Origin of the sequence: Paraburkholderia sp. SIMBA_027, from assembly GCF_046535315.1 — a bacterium.
Lineage (GTDB): Bacteria > Pseudomonadota > Gammaproteobacteria > Burkholderiales > Burkholderiaceae > Paraburkholderia > Paraburkholderia tropica.
This window is the reverse complement of record NZ_JAWRWY010000012.1, coordinates 124,526-142,634: the sequence shown is the minus strand read 5'-3', so window position 1 is coordinate 142,634 and position 18,109 is coordinate 124,526. Positions and strand designations below refer to the sequence as shown.

The 18,109-nt window shown below is 65.8% G+C and carries 17 protein-coding genes; 4 read left to right on the top strand and 13 right to left on the bottom strand.

Translation table 11 applies throughout. The features are described 5' to 3' along the window. Positions 1-7: 7 nt before the first annotated feature. Positions 8-1,174: an efflux RND transporter periplasmic adaptor subunit gene (locus SB764_RS23070; protein WP_065062534.1), complete on the bottom strand. Its 1,167-nt coding sequence runs from the start codon at positions 1,172-1,174 to the stop codon at positions 8-10. A gap of 588 nt (positions 1,175-1,762) precedes the next feature. On the opposite strand from SB764_RS23070, the gene ppk2 reads away from it, so the two are divergent. Then, positions 1,763-2,530 carry a polyphosphate kinase 2 gene (ppk2, locus tag SB764_RS23065; RefSeq protein ID WP_234774639.1) on the top strand — a complete coding sequence of 256 codons (768 nt, stop codon included), beginning with the start codon at positions 1,763-1,765 and terminating at the stop codon, positions 2,528-2,530. 33 nt (positions 2,531-2,563) lie between these two features. Continuing rightward, positions 2,564-2,821 (top strand): RNA-binding protein, encoded by a 258-nt coding sequence (locus SB764_RS23060; protein ID WP_065062408.1) that lies wholly within the window; start codon positions 2,564-2,566, stop codon positions 2,819-2,821. Positions 2,822-2,937: 116 nt separating this feature from the next. Here SB764_RS23060 and SB764_RS23055 read toward each other — a convergent pair whose 3' ends face one another. The 3 genes from SB764_RS23055 to SB764_RS23045 all read right to left on the bottom strand — a co-directional run bounded on the left by SB764_RS23055 (position 2,938) and on the right by SB764_RS23045 (position 5,666). Further along, entirely contained in the window at positions 2,938-3,606 is a 669-nt protein-coding gene (locus SB764_RS23055; protein WP_410865035.1) for a response regulator transcription factor, read from the bottom strand. Next, the gene (locus tag SB764_RS23050) at positions 3,603-4,754 is read right to left on the bottom strand and encodes an ATP-binding protein (RefSeq protein ID WP_183039694.1); all 1,152 of its coding nucleotides are present in this window, start codon (positions 4,752-4,754) and stop codon (positions 3,603-3,605) included. The genes SB764_RS23055 and SB764_RS23050 overlap by 4 nt, the downstream gene beginning before the upstream one ends. Before the next feature lie 537 nt (positions 4,755-5,291). After that, a complete protein-coding gene (locus tag SB764_RS23045) occupies positions 5,292-5,666 on the bottom strand; it encodes a hypothetical protein (RefSeq protein ID WP_410865033.1) in 375 nt (124 codons plus the stop codon). 333 nt (positions 5,667-5,999) lie between these two features. On the opposite strand from SB764_RS23045, the gene SB764_RS23040 reads away from it, so the two are divergent. Together SB764_RS23040 and SB764_RS23035 are read left to right on the top strand one after the other, a co-directional pair. After that, complete coding sequence (locus tag SB764_RS23040) at positions 6,000-7,352, top strand: DUF3300 domain-containing protein (RefSeq protein ID WP_410865032.1); 1,353 nt, start codon at positions 6,000-6,002, stop codon at positions 7,350-7,352. Between the two features lie 30 nt (positions 7,353-7,382). Beyond that, positions 7,383-8,348, top strand: a complete 966-nt coding sequence (locus SB764_RS23035) for a DUF2950 domain-containing protein (protein WP_110327439.1) — start codon at positions 7,383-7,385, stop codon at positions 8,346-8,348. Positions 8,349-8,387: 39 nt separating this feature from the next. Here the strand turns inward: SB764_RS23035 and SB764_RS23030 are convergent, their stop codons facing one another. From SB764_RS23030 to SB764_RS22990, 9 genes are all read right to left on the bottom strand, one after another. Continuing rightward, positions 8,388-10,157 carry a SulP family inorganic anion transporter gene (locus tag SB764_RS23030; RefSeq protein ID WP_110327440.1) on the bottom strand — a complete coding sequence of 590 codons (1,770 nt, stop codon included), beginning with the start codon at positions 10,155-10,157 and terminating at the stop codon, positions 8,388-8,390. A gap of 220 nt (positions 10,158-10,377) precedes the next feature. After that, positions 10,378-10,971: a membrane integrity-associated transporter subunit PqiC gene (locus SB764_RS23025; RefSeq protein ID WP_183715071.1), complete on the bottom strand. Its 594-nt coding sequence runs from the start codon at positions 10,969-10,971 to the stop codon at positions 10,378-10,380. Further along, the gene (locus SB764_RS23020) at positions 10,971-12,599 is read right to left on the bottom strand and encodes an intermembrane transport protein PqiB (protein ID WP_065062419.1); all 1,629 of its coding nucleotides are present in this window, start codon (positions 12,597-12,599) and stop codon (positions 10,971-10,973) included. Before SB764_RS23020 ends, SB764_RS23025 begins: the two co-directional genes overlap by 1 nt. After that, complete coding sequence (locus SB764_RS23015; RefSeq protein ID WP_176079995.1) at positions 12,592-13,872, bottom strand: paraquat-inducible protein A; 1,281 nt, start codon at positions 13,870-13,872, stop codon at positions 12,592-12,594. Before SB764_RS23015 ends, SB764_RS23020 begins: the two co-directional genes overlap by 8 nt. A 96-nt stretch (positions 13,873-13,968) precedes the next feature. Further along, on the bottom strand, positions 13,969-14,355 hold the full coding sequence (locus SB764_RS23010; protein ID WP_065062423.1) for a response regulator transcription factor: 387 nt from the start codon (positions 14,353-14,355) through the stop codon (positions 13,969-13,971). Between the two features lie 130 nt (positions 14,356-14,485). Beyond that, the gene (locus SB764_RS23005) at positions 14,486-15,076 is read right to left on the bottom strand and encodes a hypothetical protein (RefSeq protein ID WP_065062538.1); all 591 of its coding nucleotides are present in this window, start codon (positions 15,074-15,076) and stop codon (positions 14,486-14,488) included. Positions 15,077-15,195: 119 nt separating this feature from the next. Continuing rightward, a complete protein-coding gene (locus SB764_RS23000; RefSeq protein WP_065062425.1) occupies positions 15,196-15,783 on the bottom strand; it encodes a YSC84-related protein in 588 nt (195 codons plus the stop codon). Positions 15,784-15,996: 213 nt separating this feature from the next. Then, positions 15,997-16,461, bottom strand: coding sequence for a glycine zipper domain-containing protein (locus tag SB764_RS22995; protein WP_183715077.1), 465 nt, complete (start codon positions 16,459-16,461; stop codon positions 15,997-15,999). 206 nt (positions 16,462-16,667) lie between these two features. Further along, positions 16,668-18,089, bottom strand: a complete 1,422-nt coding sequence (locus tag SB764_RS22990; protein ID WP_183715079.1) for a DUF2252 domain-containing protein — start codon at positions 18,087-18,089, stop codon at positions 16,668-16,670. Positions 18,090-18,109 lie beyond the last annotated feature (20 nt).

Sequence of the window (18,109 nt, the reverse complement as noted above, 5' to 3'; positions counted from 1 at the left end):
TCAGTTTTCAGTTGGCCGAGGCGGTCGCCGAAGCCGAAGCCGGCGCCGACCCCGTGGCCGCGGCGGGATTCGCCACGATCTTCAGCGGCGTGTCCGCGACCACGCGGATTGCACCGTCGACCACGACGCGCTCGCCGTCTTTCAGGCCATCGAGCACGAACCAGTCGTTGCCGTGCCATTCGCCGACCTCGACCACGCGCTGGCTTGCCTTGTCGTCTTTATTCACGACCCAGACGAAGTGACTCTTCGCGCCCTGAAGCACCGCGCGTTGCGGCACGAGAATGGCGTTGGGCCGAATCGCGCCCGAGACCCGCGCGCGCACGAACTGGCCGGGGCGCAGCGTGCCGTCGGGATTGGCAAAGACCGCACGCACGAGGAAGGAGCCCGTTTCGGTGTTGAACGCGGGATTGGCGAAATCGATCGCGCCGCGCCCCTTGTACACCGAGCCGTCCGCGAGTTGCAGCGACACCGCAAACGCACGGTTCGCCGGAAAGCGCAATGTTCCCGCTGCGATCTGATCGCGGTAGCGCAGTTGCTGGTTCTCCGAAATGCTGAAGTTGACCCACATGGGGTCCAGTTGATAGACGTAAGTCAGCAAGCCGTTTTGCGTGGACGTCACATAGCTGCCGTCTTGCTGCCGCGCGAAGCTCGAGAGCCCGTTCAGCGGCGATTTGATCGTCGTGTAGCTGAGATTCAGTTCGGCGGTATCGACCTCGCCCTGCGCGGCAATCACCGCGGCGCGCGACTGCTTTTCGTTGCCGATCGCGTCGTCGAGATCCTTCTTGCTCAACGCATTTTCCTGCGCCAGCGGTCTCACGCGCGCCAGATTCGCCTTCGCCACTTCCAGTCGCGCCTGCTGCTGTGCCAGTTGCCCCTGCGCCGTGCGCAACGCGGCTTCGAACGGCTTGGGATCCATCTGGAACAGGGTCTGCCCCACCTTGACCAGCGATCCTTCCACGTACATGCGGCGGTCGAGAAAGCCGTCGACGCGCGAGCGTATCTGCACTTCGCGCGAACTCTGGGTCTGCGCGGTAAATTCGAAATCGACCGGCGTATCGTGGGGCGCCACCGTTGTCACCGTGACTTCAACGGGCGCGGCGGCCGCCACCGCCGGCTTCTTGCTGCAACCGGCGCCGGCTACGACGAACGCGAGCGCGGCACCGACGACAACCATCGACCCGACGCCTTTCGCCACATCCCCGCCTGGCGCCGTTCGCCATGGCAGCGGCGGCTTCTGATGCCTGCAAGCGTGCGCCATGATTGCCTCAGGTTGATCTCGTAAGTTCCGCTTTCGAGCTGGAATCGGAAAGGACGCGCCGTGATGGCCTGCACGACGGATCAGGCAATGGGCGGCCGCCGGAAAATGGCACTGCCCAACGAAGCCGTGAACGCGTCGCCGATTCGACCAGATTCAGTATGGCGACGCGCCCTGGCGCGAACAATCGGACTTTGGTCCTAGCCCGCGCAAGCGTGCAACGGGCAGCACGGCATCGCGCGAGCGCGCGGCGGCAGGCCATAGGACCAAGGTCCTATGGTGCCGCCCCGGAACCACGGTTCATGCTCTCAGCCATGACCGTCGCGAGCCGTCGCCGCGACGCCTCGCCGTCGAACAGGAAGGGTTTTCTGGGAGCGCACGATGTCTGGATCGTCGAGACATGCAAAACGGCGCACTGCCAAGGCGGAAGCGAAAGCGCAACGGCAGGCCGATGCGAAGCGCGAGGCAACATCCGCGGCAAAGCCGGACGCGAGCGCAACGGAAAAGATGAGCAACAAGGCCTATTTGAAGGAGCTGTTCCCGCTCCATGTCGAATTGGCGCACTTGCAGCAATGGGTCGTGGCGAGCGGCGCGAAAGTCTGCATCGTTTTCGAAGGTCGCGATGGCGCGGGCAAAGGCGGCACCATCAAGGCGATCACCGAGCGCGTGAGTCCGCGCGTGTTCCGCATCGTGGCGCTGCCCGCGCCCACCGAGCGCGAAAAGAGCCAGATGTATGTGCAACGCTATCTCCCTCACCTGCCCGCGGCGGGCGAGGTCGTGATCTTCGATCGAAGCTGGTACAACCGCGCGGGTGTCGAGCGCGTCATGGGCTTCTGCTCGCAAAAGCAGGCCGAAGAATTCCTCGCAGCGGTGCCGCTGGTCGAGAAAGCCATCATTGCGTCGGGCATCATACTCATCAAGTACTGGCTCGAAGTCAGTTCCGACGAACAGACGCGCCGCCTCGAAGGCCGCATTCACGACGCGCGCAAGACCTGGAAGCTGTCGCAGATGGACCTCGATTCGTATAGCCGCTGGTACGACTATTCGCGGGCGCGCGACGAGATGTTCGCGAAGACCGATCTCGACTTTTCGCCCTGGTATGTGGCTCGCTCCGACGACAAGCGGCGGGCGCGGCTCAACATCATCACGCATCTGCTCGCCACGATTCCCTATCGCAAGGTGCCGCGAGAGAAGGTGGTGTTGCCGCGCAGGCAGAAGGCGTCGGGCTACGTCGATCCCGAACACCCCTGCAAGCGCGTGCCGGACGCGTTCTAGACGCGCCGCGCGCGGCGAATCCGGAGACCGAAGATGAGCGAACTATGGATTGGAAATGTCGACGCGGACATTTCGTCGGACGAGATCAACGCGTTTCTCGGCCGATACGGCTGTCCGCCGTTCGACGAGATCCAGCGCGTGCCCGGCACCGGCGAGCGTCCCGCCGTGATCCTGACTTTCAACAAACTCAGCGCCGAAGCCCTGCGCAAGCTTCAGCCGCGCATTCACAACATCCTCTGGAACAACCGGACCATCGTCGTGCAGGTCATGCCGCCGAAGCGCGAAGATTGAATGCGCGATGCACGAATGCCGCGTGACGTGACACCGCTCGCGGGCAACGCGGTGGTTGACTGGCCGCATCGCGCGCCCGTGCGCTGCTTGTGCGCCACCTGTACGCGATCGTGCGTTCAGGCGAACCGACGCCCTTCCGCAGAGCCCGCGAGTGCGTCGCCACGCTGCGCCGCCGGACTGTCGAGGTCGGCGCGCTCGGCAAGCCGGACCAGATCCGCGAGCGAGCCGGCCCGCATCTTTTCCATGACGCGCGCGCGATGGATCTTGATGGTCTTCTCCGCCGCACCCAGTTCATCGGCGACGAGTTTGTTCGGCCGCCCCGCGACCACCAGCGCCATGACTTCGCGCTCGCGCGGCGTCAACTGCGCGACACGGCGCTGGATTTCCGCGTTCTGCGCGCGCTGTTCGAACAATTGCCGCGCAAGCGCGAGCGCGCGCTCGACCGCCTCGAGCAACGGCGCCTCGTCCACGGGCTTCAGCAGAAAATCCGTGGCGCCGGCCTTCATCGCGGCGATGGCGGCGCGCGCGCCGACATGGCCCGAGACGAAGATGGTCGGCACCCTGCACGGCAGCCGGCGCTGCAGCGCGATGCCGCTCAGATCGGGCAAGCCGAGGTCGAGCAACAGGCACGCGGGCTGGCTCGTCAGATCGGCGCATGCAAGGAAATCGCCGGCGCAGCCGAAGGTCTGCACGACGTAGCCCGCCGAACCGAGCAGACGACTGAAGGCCTTGCGGATCGGCTCGTCGTCGTCGACGACGAACACGAGAGATTGGGGTGTGTTCATAGAGGCTCGTGCGCGCCGCTATTCGTGGTCGCGCCCTCCGCAGGTAGCTCGAATTGAAAGGTCATGCCGCGTTCACGATTGCGCTCGGCCCACATGTGGCCGCCGTGCCCCATGACGATAATGCGGCTGATCGACAGGCCCAGCCCCAGACCGTTCGGTTTCGAGGTCGAAAAGGGCTTGAACAGCGTGGCCATCTGCTCGTCGCTGACACCGTCGCCGCAGTCGCGTATCGCAATACGAACCCCACGCCCGCCCGGCGCCGCGCCGACACTGACGAACACCGCGCGCTCGGCGGGCGCCATGCCCTGCATGGCGTCGAACGCGTTGAGAATCAGATTGACGAGCACCTGCTGAAGCTGCACGGCGTCGCCACGCAGCATCGGCAAGCCATTCTCGATATGCGAACTCAGCGCAACGTGGCGTTCGCGCGCGCGGCGGTGCAGCAGTTGCATGACATCGCGCACGAGACAACCCATGTCGATCGCGCTCAATTCGCTCTGCTCGCGCTTGCCGAACTGCCGCATCTTGCGGATGATCGCGTGCGCTCGTGTGCTATCGGAAACAATCTCGTCGAGCAACTCGAGCATCTCTCCGATGTTGGGCGGCGTGCTCGCCAGAAAGCGCCTGGCCGCCTGCGCGTTGCTCAGAATGGCGGTGAGCGGTTGATCGACTTCGTGCGCGAGCGCCGCCGCCATGTCGCCGACGTCGGACGCCTGATCGTGATGCATGAGCGCCTGACCGGCGCGACGCACGCCGGGCTCCTGAGCGCTTGCGACGTCGCCCGCGTCGCCTTCATCGCCCTCGCCGCACAGCGCGTCGATCACCAGCACTGCGTACGGCCTGCGCTCGATTGCAAACGAAACGGAACTGGTGACCTGCGCGGCGCGCTGACTGCCATCTCTTTTGCGCACGACCGCCGGGCGCGTCGTACTGCCGGGCGCGCCGCGCATCACCCACGACGTGCCGACAGGCTCGGCGATATCCGTGTCTTGCGACGGCAGCACCAGCATGTCCAGCGGCAACACGCTCAGTTCCGCCGCCGAATAACCGAACAGCAGCGCGGCTCGCGCGTTGGCGGCGACGATCGTTCCCTGCTCGTCGACCGCCAGCGCGGCGGACGGCATCACGTCGATCATGCCGCGCAACATGGGTGGCGCCGACTGGTCCGGCAATGCCCGCTGTGTCAGCCGCCCGGTAACAGCGGAAAGCCACGAAAGCCAGTCATCGCGACCCTGCCCCCGGCCCGTGAGCCTGAATGTGCGCTTTCCGTTCCCCACGTTCTCTCCGTACATGGTGCCCTCCGAACGCGCGATCTGGATGGGATTTGCGACGCCGCCCATAATTCATCAGCTGTCCTGACAGCAATTCAGCCTGACGCAAATACCCGATGCAACGATGCGCGAGATCTCTCCAGAACCTGCATGCTGGCCGCGATATTCACGAGTTCACAACGGTGACCAACGGCTTCTTCTTGATGTGCGGTGAATCGGTCGCCCGCACGTGGCAAATGACGTACTGAAACCGGCACGGCTTGACATGCGAATGTCGCTCGTCACGACACCACCTGAATGGGAGTTGCACTGACTATATCGAGACAGTACGGGTAAATTATACGAAAGAAATCATGCCACCCACCGATTTATTTTAAATTTCGGTAATTTTTTTAGTTCTGTGTGTTAATTGCATCACTTTACGGACGGGCGATTAATACCTGATGCGCTTACATGACGAACAAATGACGGAAATGGAGCAATCGATAAAATATTTGCAAACCATGTTCCGCCATCTATTTCAATGCGCGCTAATGAGATTGTCCCGGCGACGACGCTGGAACGCTGCCGCCCGTATCTTTCTGCTGACCTGAATTCGCGTCCTGCGAATGCTTGCTGGTTCTGGCTTTTTCCCCCGCTTTTCGTTGTGCGTCCTGCATTTGTTTCATTCCCGGCGATCCGGTCTGCCCATAGACTGGTGCGATGCCGATCGACGCAATGACGACGGTCGCCAGCAGTCTTCGACTTGTACAGGTCATGATCATGATTCTCACCTCGATTGTTGAACATTGCGATACACCACATTGCGTTTTATTAGCTTCATTAAGTCGCCGCACCGTTGTCGCCGCGCAATCCGGGTTTATACGCAAACAACTTCAATACCGCTCATTCAGAAACACCTCTCCATTGGCCGGCGAATACCCGAATTCTGAAACGTCATTCCGCTTTTTCTCTGCCGGCACACCAACATTCATTTGCGTGCTCGCACAAATAGTCAATAGGACTCTGGTCCGATTGCCCCCGCCACGCGCGACGACAAAACTAGGCGAATAGCCCTTCCTGGCCGCGTCGCGTGGCGTTCTTCGCATTGGCAGGTTCGGCTGGGCATCGGGAGGAGCGGCGATGACTTCGTGGACTGAACGAATCTACGGCGTGATCCGCTTGCTGATGCTCGCGTTCGTGAGCGCGGCGCCATACGCGGCGCTCGCGCAAAACCCCGCGCCGCCCGCGCCATACAAACCCGAAGAGATCGAGGCGCTGGTGGCGCCAATCGCGCTTTATCCCGACTCGGTGCTCTCGCAGGTGCTGATGGCGTCGACTTATCCGCTGGAAATCGTGCATGCCGCGCGCTGGTCGAAAGAGCACCCGAAGCTCAAGGGCGACGAAGCCGTCAAGGCGGTTCAGGATCAGCCGTGGGACACGAGCGTGAAATCGCTCGTGGCGTTTCCGCAGATCCTCGAGCCGATGAACGAAAAAATCGACTGGACGCAAAAACTCGGCGACGCTTTTCTCGCCCAGGAAAAAGACGTGCTGGCCGCCGTGCAGCGATTGCGCGCGCGCGCCAGGGATGCGGGCAACCTCAAGTCGAGCGAGCAGCAGCAGGTGATCGTCGAGCAGCCGCCTCAGCAAGGCGGCCCGACGATCGTGCGTATCGAGCCCACCAATCCCCAGGTCATCTACGTGCCGGCCTATAACCCGACCGTGGTGTACGGCGCGTGGAGCTATCCGGCGTATCCGCCGTATTACTGGCCGCCCTCGCCCATGTACTACCCCGGCGGCGCGCTGATGACGGGCTTCGCATGGGGCGTCGGTCTCGCGGCGGCGGGCGCGCTCTTCGGCAACTGCAACTGGGGCGGCGGCGATGTCAACATCAACGTCGACAAGGCCAGAAACGTGGATCGCAGTTTCAATCGCACCAATGTCGAAGGCGGCAAGTGGAAACACGATCCCGGCCATCGTCAGGGCGTGTCGTACCGCGACAACGCCACGCGCGAGAAGTTTTCGCGTGACGTGCCGGGCGGCGCCGGACGGCGCGACTATCGCGGCCGTGGCGACGTCGGCGGCGCCGGTGGCGCCGGTGGCGCGGGTGGCGCTGGACGGCCGGGTGGCGTCGGCGGTGCCGGTGGCGCAGGGCGGCCGGGCGGCGTCGGCGGCGCTGGCAGCGCAGGACGACCGGGTGGCGTCGACGGCGCAGGCGGTGCGGGTGGCGCGGGCCGGCCGGGTGGTCCTGGCGGCGCAGCAGGCATCGGCGGCGCCGGGCGGCCGGGAGGCGCGGGCGATGCAGGTGGCATCGGCGGCGCGGGCGGACGCGACGGTGCATTTCAGGGCGTCGGTGGCGGCGGCGCCACGCAACGCGACATCAGCCGCGGCACGTCGAGCATGCAGTCGTCCAGCTTCAATCGCGGTGGCGGCGCCAGCACGCGCAGCGGCGGCGGCGGCATGCGCGGCGGCGGTCGTGGTGGCGGCAGACGCTAGACGCCAGGGAGCCCTCCCATGAAACCAGCCATGAACGACCTGTCCAGCCTTCGCGTCCTGCCCGGCCTCCTCGCGGCGGCGTCGGTGACGGCGGCGCTCGCTCTCGTGCCGACGCAGCCGCTCGCTGCCGCGGCGCAAGCCTCGTTCGCCTCGCCCGAAGCCGCCATGAACGCATTCGGCGAGGCCGTCTCCCGCAACAACGAAACCGAATTGCAGACGTTGTTCGGCGCCGATTTCCGTCGTCTGGTGCCACCCGAAGGCGCGCAGATCCGCGCGCGCTTCCTCGAGGAATGGCAGGTCGCCCACTCGGTCCGGACCGACGACAGCCACCGCGCGCATATCGCAGTCGGCGACGACGGCTGGACCTTCCCCTGCCCCCTCGTCAAAGGCGGCCACGGCTGGCATTTCGATATGGCCGCCTGCGCGGAGGAAATGCGCATCCGGCGCATTGGCCGTAACGAACTCGCGGCGATCCAGACCCTGCTCGCGATCTACGACGCGCAGCGCGAGTACGCCTCGTCGTATCACGACGGCAACGACACCTACGTGTACGCGCGCCGTCTCGCGAGTTCGCCAGGCAAGCAGGACGGCCTCTACTGGCCGACCGCCGCGGGCGCCGAACCCAGCCCGCTCGGCGAGGAATTCGCCGCCGCCAGCGCGCGCAATGTGCGCGGCACGGGCTATTACGGCTATCGCTACAGGCTGCTCACCTCGCAGGGACCGCACGCCCCAGGCGGCGCCTACGGCTACCTCGTGCGCGGCCAGTTGTTCGGCGGCTTCGCCGTGGTGGCGTGGCCGGTCAGATACGGCGACACCGGCATCAAGACCCTCCTCGTCAGCCATGACGGCCAGGTCTACGGACGCGACCTGGGCCCCGATACCGCGACCCAAGCGGAAGCGATGACGTCGTTCGATCCGGGCCCCGGCTGGGCCAAAGAGAAAAACACGGAGCAGGATGCGGGCGACGTCACGCAGAAACAGAAGGCCGCGCCGTAGTGTCGTCGGCGATCGCACCGATCACATCCTGCGCGCCAGTCACGGCGCGGGCTGCTTCACCTGTCCGGCGGCCGGATCGCGGCCCGCGTCGCCGAGCCAGGCGTCGACCGCGCTGCCCACGGTCGGATGAAAGTGCGTATCGCCGAGCAGATCGAGCAGTTCGAAGCGCCTGAGTTTGTCGCGCACCGGGTCCTTCATCTCGGCGAAATGCAGCGCGATGCCGCGTCGATTCAGCGCTTCGATCAATTCGCGCAGCATGTCGGCGGACGTCACGTCGACGCTCGTCACGGGCTCGGCGGCCACGACGATCCGGCGCACCGGCGTCGGCGATTCGTCGACGGCCTGCATCAGCCGCTCCTGAAACAACTCCGCGTTGGCGAAGAACAGCGGCGCGTCCCAGCGAAACAGCAGCAGCCCCGGAATGCGCACCGCCTGCGGATAGCGCGCGATGTCGTGATAACCGCGCACATCTTCCACACGACCGAGCACGGCGAAATGCGGCCGCCAGCCATCCCACAGAAATTCGATGATCGCGATGACCACCGCGATGCCGATGCCCGGAATCGCGCCGAACACCGCGACGCCCGCGAAACACACCATGGACAACCAGAACTCCCATTGCTGGATCCGGTAAATGCGCTTGAGATCGGCGATTTCGAACAAGCCGATCGCGGCCGCCACGACCACCGCCGCGAGCGCGCTCGTCGGCAGATAGCGCATCAGGTTCGGCGCAACGAGCAGCAACAGCGCGACGGCCAGCGCGCCCACCACGCCCGTCAACTGCGTCTTCGCGCCGGCCGCGTCCGCGACGGGCGTGCGCGACGAACTACTGCTGATCGGAAAGCCGTGAAAAAAGCCTGCTGCCAGATTCGCGATGCCGAGCCCCACCATTTCCTGGCTCGGATCGACGCGGCTGCGATAGCGCGCGGCAAAGGTGCGCGAGAGCACGCTGGTGTCGGCGAAGGAAATCAGCGCGACCGCGCAGCCGCCGAGCACGATCTTGATCAGATCGACGCCGCTCGCCCACGGAACCGCAAAGGTCGGCAAGCCCTGTGGAATCTTGCCGAGCACCTTGACGCCACGCTCGTCGAGATGCAGCACGCTCACACAGAGCGTCGCGAGCACCACGGCGATCAGGATGCCGGGCACCTTCTCGAAGCGCTTGAGCACGAGGATGACCACGAGGCTGCCCGCGCCGACCGCGAAACTGACCCAGTTGGCCTGCCCGCCGGCGATGGCCGTGGCGAGGCTCAACAGGTCGCGCAGCGGCCCCCCTTCGTCGATGGAGATCGCGAACAGTTTGGGCAACTGGCTGATCAGCACCGCGATGGCGATGCCGTTCATGTAGCCGTAGCGAATCGGCTTCGAGAGCAGTTCGGTCACGAAGCCCAGGCGCAACAGGCCCATGAGTATGCAGAACGCGCCGGACACGATCGCCATCATGCTGGCGACCGCGATCGCGCGCTCGGGATCGCTGCCCGCGGCCGCTGCCACGACAGCCAGGATCGGCGCGGCGAGCGCGGAGTCGGGACCGAGCACGAGGATGCGGCTCGGGCCGAACACCGCATAGGCGAGCAGCGGGACGATCGTCGCGTAGAGCCCGTAGACGCCTGGCACGCCGGACGCCTCGGCGTAGGCGATGCCCACCGGCACCAGCATGGTCGTCAGCACCAGCCCCGCGGCGACGTCGCTCGGCAGCCAGCTCAAGCGGTAACGCCTGAGCGCGACGAGGCCCGGCAACCACTTTGCCCAGCCGTGCGCCGCGCTTGCGGAAAGCTCGTTGTCGAGACCTGAGGGTTGAGTGGGCATAGGCTGGATGGATCGTGCCGCGCGGCGTCGGCGTGACGTTGCGCGGAAGCCGGATCGGCGCGCAGGTTGGCGCGATGCGGCGTGCGGCCACGCTTGAACGGCATCACGGTCATGCCAAGAATAGTTCAGGTTCGAGAATCAGCACAGGATGCGAGACCGCTGTACACCGCGCTGCGCGGCACCACACGGCACTACGCGGCACTACGCGGAGCGGCGCGGCTCACTGCCGCATGCCCGCGCGGATCGCCACCGCGATCTCCGAGCTGATCGTGCCGAGTGCGCGCTCGTGCGCCGCCACGAGCGCGCCATAATCGTGGCTGTCGAGCGGCTCGCGGGCCAGGCTGCGCCCGAACACCATCGCGCCTTTCGCCGGCGGCCGCACCGCCCATTGCGCGGCAATCGTCACCGCGTCGCCCGGCACGCTGTCGATGCCGACGATGTCGACTCGCACGGACCACTGCGGCAACGCGCCCGCGCACGCATCGAACACGGACACGCGCGCCGTCGCGAGGCGCTGCGCGAGATCGTCGGCGATCACGCGCGCGATATCGGCTTTCAGCGGCTCGGCCCAGCGCGCGAACTCGTTCAGCTCGATGCGGTTGTCGGCGGTGCGCGTGACGATCTGCGGCCGGTCGACCAGATCGGGCACCGTCACCGGACTCACGACGATGCACATCGTCGCAGCCACCGGCGCCGCGTCCATGCGCGCGTCGCCGTGCATCGCGTAAAAGTCCGGCGTCGGCGAGCCGCAGCCCGCACAAGCAAGGAGCGCAATCAGTGCGCTCGCGCAGCCGGTCCGTGCGGTGGCGCGCATCACGGCTTGTCTCCGGGTTTGCCGCGCACCACCGCTTCCGGATGCCGCTCCAGATAGTCCGTGAGATTGCGCATCGATGCGGCCGTGCGGGCGAGTTCGCGCATGGCGTCGCTGGTGTTCTGCTGAAGCTGCGTGTCGGGCTGCAAGGCGGAGTTGGCCGAGTCGAGCGCCGTGCGCGCCGACGACAGCGTGCCCTGCGCTTCCGGCACCACGTCGCTGCCGAGCCGCGCGATCACCTCGTTGGTGTTTTGCAGCGTCTGCTGCGCCTGCGTGCCGATCTGCTCGAACGGAATGCCGTTGAGCTTGGCGAGCAGCCGCGTCAGCGAATCCTGCAACGACTGCAGCGTGCGCGGCACCGTGGGCAGTTCGGGCGGCGTGCGGCTCCAGTCGATCTTCGCCTTCGGCGAGTCCGGGAACATGTCGAACGCGACATACAGTTGCCCCGTGAGCGGATTGCCCGAGCGCAACTGGAAGCGGAAGCCGCTGGCGATCAGGAAATCCGCGAGCTCATGCGGCGACGACGTGAGGCGCCCGCCAGGTTCCTGGCGCGCGTTGCTCCGGTAACGCAACGTGAAGCGCTCGGGATACAGGCTGATCTCGACCGGAATGCTGAACTGCCGCTTCACGGGATCGAAACGCGTGTAGATATGCGTGACCTCGCCGACCTCGACGCCGCGGAAATCGACCGGCGCGCCCACGGTCAGGCCGCGCACCGAATCGAAGAACGTCACGATATAGGTATCGACGATACGGTCGTGCTGCTTCATCGCCTCCGCGCGCGTCGCGTAGAGATCGAACGGCGTGTTGTCGGCGACCTCGGGCAGATTGCGGTCGGTGTCCGGCGTCTCGAACGCAATGCCGCCGATCAGCAAGGAGACGAACGACTGCGTGTTGATCTGCACGCCGTCGGGACTGAGCGACACGTCGAGCCCGCTCGCATGCCAGAAGCGCGTATCGCCGCGCACGTAGCGGTCGTAGGGCGCGTTCACGAACACGTGCAGGGTCACGCCCTTGCCGTTCGGATCGAGTTCGTACGAGGCGATCTGGCCCACTTCGAGGCGGCGGAAGAACACCGGAGAGCCGACGTCGAGCGAGCCCATGTCGGCGCTCTTGAGCACGAATTCGCGGCCCGGCATATCGCTCGGAAACACCGGCGGGACTTCGAGACCCACGAAGTCGCGCCGTACCGATTTCGAATTGCCCTCGTCCATGCCTACGTACGAACCCGAGAGCAGCGTGCCGAGCCCCGAGACCGTGCCGCCGGAAATGCGCGGCCGCACGACCCAGAAGCGCGTGTTCGCGACGAGCATGCTGGTTGCGTCCTTCACGAGTTCGCCCGTGGCGATCACGCGCTTGTGGTCGGGCGAGAGCGTCACCGACTTCACGATGCCGATATCGACGTCCTTGTATTTGATCTTGGTTTTGCCGGCCTCCAGGCCGTCGCCGTTGCGAAAGCTGATCGTGACCGTCGGGCCTTCTTCGAGAATCGCCTTCGCGGCCAGCCAGCCGCCGATCAGCAGCGCGACGACCGGCACCAGCCAGACGATCTGCATGCGCCAGCGCGAGCCCGCCACCGGCTTCGCCTCGGGCAGATCGGGCAGCGTGCCGTCAGGGCCGGAGTCAGGCATGATCGCGCTCCAATGGGTCCCAGATGAGGCGCGGATCGAACGCGCTCGCGGCGAACATCGTCATGACGACGACCGCGCCGAAGGCAATCGCGGCCGGACCGGCCTTGATGGTCGCGAGCGCCTTGAACTGCACCAGCGCGACCAGCATCGTGACGACGTAAATATCGAGCATCGACCAGCGTCCCACCAGCTCGATCATCCGGTAGATGCGCGTGCGCTCCTGCGGCAGCCATCGCGACGCGCGCTGCGCCGAGGCCGCCAGATAGCCGAGGCCGAGAATCTTGATCATCGGCACGGCGATGCTCGCGATGAACACCACCACCGCCAGCGGCCACGATCCCGACACCCACAGATAGACGACGCCGCTCATGATGGTGTCCTTTTGCGTGCCGAACAGCGAACTCGTGTCCATCACCGGCAACACGTTCGCCGGTATGTAAAGCACGATCGATGCGATCAGGAACGCCCACGTGCGCGACAGGCTGCCGGCCTTGCGCAGATGCAGCGGCGTCGCGCAGCGCGGGCACGCGAGCGCGCCGCCGCTCGCGGGCAGCCGCACGATCAGCTCGCAGCACGGACACAGCGCGAGGCCGCAGGCCGCGCCGGTAAGGCCGCGATCCGGCCTCGGCCGCGCCGCGCGCGCAGCGCCGGACCACGTCCCGAACCCCGGCGTGGGCGCAATGCGATGCCAGAGCGCGGGCACGTCGAGCGCCGCGCCCGTGCCCGCCAGCACCACCATCAGCGCGCCGAACGACCAGAGCGCGACGCCCGTCACCACCGTCGCGATATGCGAGAGCTTGACGAGTGCGATCAGCAACCCGAGGATCAGCACCTCGGTCATGCCCCAGGTGCGCGCGACACCCATCACGCGAAACACCAGATTGGCCTCGCGCGGCTTGCGGCCGAATTCGAGCGGCACGAGCAGCCACAACAAGGTGACGATCTGCGTGGCCGGCATCAGGATCGTCGTGATGAAGACGAGGCCCGCGATGGGCCACATGCCATCGAGATACAGCACCTCGACCGCGCCCCACAACGTCGCCCGTATGAGGTTGCCGTTGACGGCCAGGCCCACGATCGGAAACAGATTCGAGATCACGAACAGCACGAGCGCACCCGAGGCGAGCGCCAGCGAACGCCGGCTGCTGTCGGTGTGATCGCGTTCGAGTTCCGCGCCGCAACGGCGGCAACGCAACACCCCGCGATGCGGACACGACGCGCGCCGCTGCAGCAGATCGCATTCGTGGCACAGGAGCAGACCGGCGTGCTTCATGGCGTCGGCTCCCCTGCGCTCGCGCGCGGCGCAAGCGGGCCGCACGGCGCATGACGGTGGAAAAAATCAGCCTGGCGTTTCATGGCGGCTACTCGCTCACGCGTCGCGATCCCGGTCGAGCACGGAGCGCACCGCGTCGATCAGATCGAGTTCGTCGAACGGCTTGCACAGATACGCGAGCGCGCCGCCCGCGTGCGCCTGAGCGCGCACGTTCGGCTCGTCGTGCGCGGTGATGACGATGACCGGCAAACCCGTGCCCGCCAGACGCTGCTGCACGTCGATGCCGCTCATTCCCGGCATCTGGAAGTCGAGAATCACGCAGGCGGGCCGATAGGGATCCGCGGCGTGCAACGCGTCGAGAAACGCTTCACCGCTCGCGAACGCCACCGCGTCGATGTTCGCGGACTTCAGCAGCCGCCGGATCGCCCGCCCAACGGACTCTTCGTCGTCGACGATCGCCACGGATTGACTGGAAGCGCTCATTTGGTCCACCCGACCGCAAAACCGGTTCTGGCATGGGTCGCTCCCGAGCCATCACCGCCTGACGAACGGCGGCCGCAGCCAGGTCGGTGCCGCCCATGTGCGGGCCGCGCACGCGGGCACGGCGCACTCACTATTTCGCGTTCGCGGGCTGAACGGAGATGGCCAGCGCCTCCGTGTAGACCGCCTCGACCTGATCGCCCACCTTGACGTTCGCCAATTCTTTGGGATCCTCAACTTTCAGGTCGACCGTGTCGCCCTCGGGTCCCTTGAGCGTCACCATTCTGGTTTTGTGGTTCACCGCGACGACGTCGGCGACCACGCGCACCTGCCTGCCGATGGTGCCGCCAGGTTTCGCGCCCTTGGGCGCCCGTTCGAGCGACGGCGTTTCCTCGACCGAGGTCGCGCCGCCTCCGCCCTTCTTCAGACTCACCGTCAGGCCTTCGCGATAGGTCATGGTGACCTTGTCGCCGATCCGGAGCTGATCGAAGTTGCGCGCTTCCTCGCCGACCTGTACTTCGAAGGTCTTGCCGTCTTCGCGCTTGAGCCGCACGGTCCGCGTCGCGGGATCGACGCTCAGCACCTCGGCCGTCACCGTGCGACTGGCCGCGACGGCCGCCCTGCCGGGCGTTTTCACCACGCCGGCGTCGGTTTGTGCCTGCGCACTGCCAAGCTGGGCGAGCCCGATCACCATCACGGCTGCCAGCAGTTTGAGCTTCGGCATGAATGCCTCCGTCTGGAGTGAGAACGTCGCGAGCCGTGCCGCCGCCCGCGCCACGCGATGGCGGGCCCGGCCGTCTCGTTCGAGACGCGCCGCGACGTCGAACGTGCAGCCTGCTGCCGCTACAGATTGAGCTTCGTGACCTTGGTGCCCGACAGCGAGGCGTCCGCCATCAGCCCCGTGTTGGTCATCACGATCGCGGACACGGGCGCAGACGCAGTGCGCGTATCGAGCTTGCCGTTCGCGCCCACCTTGATGAGCGAGACCTGCACGTCGCCGCCGACCGACCAGCCCGACGAACGGCGGAAGTTGTCGAGCGCATCCTGCGTCATGAACAGGAAAATGATCGCCGTCGATTGCGCGCCCGCCTGGAAGCCGAACGACCCTGCCGCCGAGCTGTAATAGCCGACGGTCGCGCCGCCCACGCGCAACGAGCCCTCTCCGTATGCCGCGCCCGCGATGAACGCGGCCTTGACGATGGACGGGAACACGAGCACGCCGCGCGCCTTGGACACCAGTTCCTGAGAGCCGCCGACCATCGCATAGAGCCGCGACAGGGTGCCGTCCACTTCGGCGTCGATCTTCTGGCGCTTCGAGGCGTCGGTTTCCTCGCTCTTGCCGCTGCCGGTCGTCACACTGCAACCCGATACGGCCGCGCCCACGGCGGCGGCCATCACAGCGACCTTAAGCACAAAACTCCTTCGCTTCATTATCGTCCTCCGGCAGCCGTCAAAAGCCATGCGTCACGTGATGACATTATGTCGACTGCGATCGCAAGCACCTATCGGGCTTTGGTCCTATAACGCCCAGAACGCCGCGAGAGAAATCGATACAGCAGAACGCGGCACACTCCTGCCCGCGCGCGCGGATCGCGCGGCGGCTACGACTCTCCTTTGTCCTGCTCTCGCATGCGCCGGCGCGCTTCACTTGATCGTGTAGCCGCGACCCTCCATGCAGGCGGCGTAGGCGCGATTGAACGCATCCATCGCGCCCTGCGATTGCGCCTGCGCATTGGCCTGCGCATCACGCCGGTTCTGGCGCGCCCGCGCGCCGCCCACCATCGTGCCGCCGACCGCGCCGATCGCTGCGCCCTTGCCCGCATCGCCCGCAATCGCGCCGATCACCGCGCCGCCCGCCGCGCCGCGCGCAGCACCGCCAACGCGCTCGCCGCCGCCGACAGCCGGACCGGATGGCGGCGGCGCCGACGTCACCCTGGTGGGATCGACGCCCGTATTGCTTTTCGCCCAGCTGTAGCACGCGCCTTCGTCCTTTTGCTGCTGTTGCGCGCTCTGCCCCTTCGCGGGATAGGCGATCGGGCCCGCACTCGCCAGGCTCGCCGGCAACACACCCGCAGCGATCAGCACCTGAAGGCGACGCTTGATTGACATGCTCACGGTTCCTCCTTGGCGCTACGCCAGGTAGAACGAATCGTTCGCGCACGGAAGACGCACGCGCTGGCGGTGACGGGCGCAGGGATGCGCCGTGGGCGCCGGCCCGGCCGTCGTGCACGCCGTGCGATCCTTTCATCCACCGCACGCCTGATGTTCAGAATGTGTCTGCGGACGGTCCGGAGCAATCGGACCAAAGTCCTACTTCAGTCCTCGGTCATCGCCTCGATACGGCCCTCGCGGATCGCGTGAATGAACGCGCGATAATCTCGCCGGTTCTGCGCGCTGTATTCGGTTGCGAATTCGGTGACGGCGTCGTCGAAAACCCCGCTCGAACCCATGTACCCGGCAATCATCGCGGCGTCGCCCGAACGCGCATGGGCCCGCGCAAGCGCATGCGCGCACATGCGGCCGTATTGACGCAGCATGCCCGCGTCGAGCGCCTCCATCACGACCGACATTTTCATGTCGCGCAGTTGCCGGATATAGAAGTCGCGCCCGTTCTTGCCGCGGCTCCAGCCGAGAAACACATCGCTTGCGGACTGCATGATGCGCTGGCCCGCAATCACGCGCTGGCCGTGGTTCGGATGCACGCTCTTTCCCGCATACGGCTCCAGAACCGACGCCCTTGCCTCCTTGACCTGCAGGAACAGCGGGTCGTTGTCGGAAGCGAGCAGCAGGCCCACGCTACACATCGTGCCGACACTGCCGAGGCCCACGACCTTGGCCGCGAGATCGACCAGATGAAACCGGTCGAATAGCGTGCGCACATGCTCGGCCAGAGACTCGCGGTAGGAGGCGATCGCCTCCGCATAGCCGGACTCGAGGCCCGGCGCCAGCTCGGAATCGGGATGAAAAATAAGCGGAGGCTCGTCCTTGATACGCGGCCGTCCGCCCTCCTCGGTCACGAGCTTCGGATAGAGAAAATCGGGCGCGGTCTTCTGGCGCTCCGCTTCGATACGCTGCGCAATGCGCTTGCGCGCGGTCTCGATGACATCGGGGTCACCTTGCCTGTCCTGATACTTCTGCAGATCGATGCGGTCGTACCAGACGTCCAGCACGCGCATATAGGCGTAGTCGTGCATACGCTCGCGGTATTGGCGCACGAGATCGGTCGTGAGACGCACGGTATCGCTATACGGCAGTTCGAGATGCTGGGCTGCAATCACGACGCTCGCGGCGAGCCGCTTCAGGTCCCATTCGAAGGGCGCAGGCAGCGTTTCGTCGAGATCGTTGACGTCGAAGATCACATGACGCTCAGGCGTCGCAAAGCCGCCGAAGTTCATCAGATGCGCGTCGCCGCATGCCTGCACGCGCAGCCCGCTGGTGGGCGTCGTGGCAAGATCCGCCGCCATGATGGCGGCCCCGCCTCGATAGAAGGCAAACGGCGAGACCGACATCCGGCCAAAGCGGATGGGGATCAGTCGTGGCAAGCGGCCCGTGTTGGACTCCTCGAGCAACTCGATCACATCGCGGCGCTGCTCTGGAAGCTTCCATCCCGAGTGGGACGACCGCGATACCTGATCGCGAATGAGCCGACCTTGCGCCGCGCGCTCGTCCGGCGTGCTGTAGGGTACCGAAGCGGCCTTTGCATTGTGCGCGTGCTTGCGTGAAACAGCTTTGTCCATGACGTCTGCTCCTTTCCGGT